Origin of the sequence: Paeniroseomonas aquatica, assembly GCF_030409335.1 — a bacterium.
Lineage (GTDB): Bacteria > Pseudomonadota > Alphaproteobacteria > Acetobacterales > Acetobacteraceae > Belnapia > Belnapia aquatica.
Map to the genome: position 1 here is coordinate 1 of NZ_JAUFPN010000076.1, position 1,942 is coordinate 1,942.

At 61.3% G+C, this 1,942-nt stretch carries 3 protein-coding genes; all 3 read right to left on the minus strand.

The window, feature by feature from the left end; all coding sequences use genetic code 11:
- Window positions 1–105: 105 nt before the first annotated feature.
- Window positions 106–474, minus strand: a complete 369-nt coding sequence (locus tag QWZ14_RS08050; RefSeq protein WP_290316113.1) for a thioredoxin family protein — start codon at window positions 472–474, stop codon at window positions 106–108.
- Complete coding sequence (gene soxX / locus QWZ14_RS08055) at window positions 475–1,080, minus strand: sulfur oxidation c-type cytochrome SoxX (RefSeq protein ID WP_290316114.1); 606 nt, start codon at window positions 1,078–1,080, stop codon at window positions 475–477. It lies immediately after the preceding gene.
- A 9-nt stretch (window positions 1,081–1,089) separates the two neighbouring features.
- Window positions 1,090–1,942: sulfur oxidation c-type cytochrome SoxA (gene soxA, locus QWZ14_RS08060; protein ID WP_290316115.1), on the minus strand; the 853-nt coding region annotated here is incomplete at its 5' end.

A 1,942-nucleotide genomic window follows, 5' to 3' on the forward strand; every position in this document is an offset into this window, starting at 1 on the left:
GAAAGTCGGACGCCTTTCGAGCCTTACGCATCAGGCGATCCAGTTCCGCCGGTGCAGCCTCAAAGCTGCGCAACTCGCGCTCTACTGCATCAGGCAGAATGGCAGTCAATGCGTGCTCCGATCGTCAAGTTGGCGGATTAGGCGATCGAGCAGGCCCCAAAACGCATCTTCGTTTTGATAACCAACAATGCGTCCAATCTCGCGGCCCTGGTCGATCAGTACGAAGGTAGGCGTGTACACCAAGCGATCAAGCAGTACCAACGGCTCGGCGAAGCCCCGCAACTCGGCCCGGCGAAGCGGCGCACGCCGCCCCTCCGGCGTGCGCGGGTAAATGTGCCCAAGTTCCTGTTCCCATTTGGCGCACCATGGGCAACCCACCGTCGTTACCATCAGCAGCTCGGCGGCGCGCCCTGGCACAGGGTACAGCGTTGCAATGAAAATCCCGAGGGCGAAAAGGATGCCGCGTTGACGCATCTACTTGTTCACGGGTGAAGCCGGGTCGAACAGATAGGACACGGTATCCCTGATCTGTTGTTCTGTCAGAACGCCGTTATGGCCGAAGCGCGGCATCATCGAACATGGCATCACCGACTGCGCATTCCATATCTTGGCGTAAGTGGAGCGCGCTTCAGCAGCGTCAAACTGACGCTCTCGACCATACCCGACGAGGCTTGGGCCAAGTGTGCCATAGCTCAACTCTGCCGGTGCCATTTGATGACAGGCGTAGCAGTTACCGCCCGCGACCGTATTAGGCGCGTCGGAGAATTGGTTGCCGCGACCATTCTGCGCAATGTCCTCGCCCCGTTTCCAATCACCGAGCACTTGGCCGTCAGCAGGAAATCGGATCGTAGCCAATTCGCGGGAACGGATAGCCTCAAACATGGCATCCGGAGGCTCATTGCGGGTGATACTGCACTGTCGCTGCGTCTCGTCCTGTGTGACCCGGCGTTGCCACGCCGGTTCCCGAGTTGGGAAGGTCGCTGCGATGATCGCGTCCACACGGGCAATGTCAGCCTCGCTCGTGGGCTGCGCCGCTGCGACGAGTGGGACGAGCAAGCTAATCATGGTGAGGATCCGCATGGCCCACTCCTATCGCTTGATCGACGGGGCGACGATCTCGCCGCCATCCGCCTGCTGTGCCATGTAGACCTGCAGTGCCGTGATCCCTTCCGAACCGTATTCAGGCATCGGCATACGCATCTGACGGTAGCAGTCCCAAAGCCGGTGCTGCATCGTGCGCGTCTGACTTTGACTGACCCGGTAGGCAGGCCAGGAAGCGACACTATCCTGCGCGGACTTCCCGGGGTGGGCCAGGTCCGGCAACTCTTGCAAACGGATGCGCTTGCCGGCCTCGCCATGGCAGGTAGCGCAGGAGAAGTCGTTGACGGCGGACCGGCGGTTGAACATGGCCTCACCGACCGCAAACATCTGCTTTTCCTGTGGCGCGGTCATCGGCGCATGCAGGGGCATGCCGTTACTCTTGTTGGCGATGAAAGCGGTGAGGTCTTCCATGTCAGAAGTTTTTCCAGGCTCGCCGAAGCGGCGCCGGATGACGTCGCTGGTGTCGAGATCCTGTTGTGTGCGCATGCACCAGAGCAAGCGTTGTTCAATGTCCATGACGCGATCGGCGTCGGCGAAGTAGCGTGGCAGCGCAGCATACGCACCCTCCAGCACGCCTGGGCCGCGGCCAAGGTCGCAGGCCTCGAGCGACGCACCCTTGGCACCCCGCTTCTCCGCCCAGAGGATCTCACCACGGTCGACTGCGAGGTAGCCTGGGTTGGCCATAGGATCGCTAATCATCGCACGGTAGCGCTCGACCTCGCGCTCACTGGTACCAGGGTCTGGTGACTGGGCAACTGCAGCGGCTGCCGCGACCAAGCCGGCCAACATCGATGCAATAAGGGGTAGGCGACCCATGCTGTTTCCTCCCGGAGCGGCTCTT

Coding starts and splice junctions, on each gene's coding strand:
- soxX (WP_290316114.1), bottom strand. CDS start 1,080: ATGCGGATCCTCACCATGATTAGCTTGCTCGTCCCACTCGTCGCAGCG.
- QWZ14_RS08050 (WP_290316113.1), bottom strand. CDS start 474: ATGCGTCAACGCGGCATCCTTTTCGCCCTCGGGATTTTCATTGCAACG.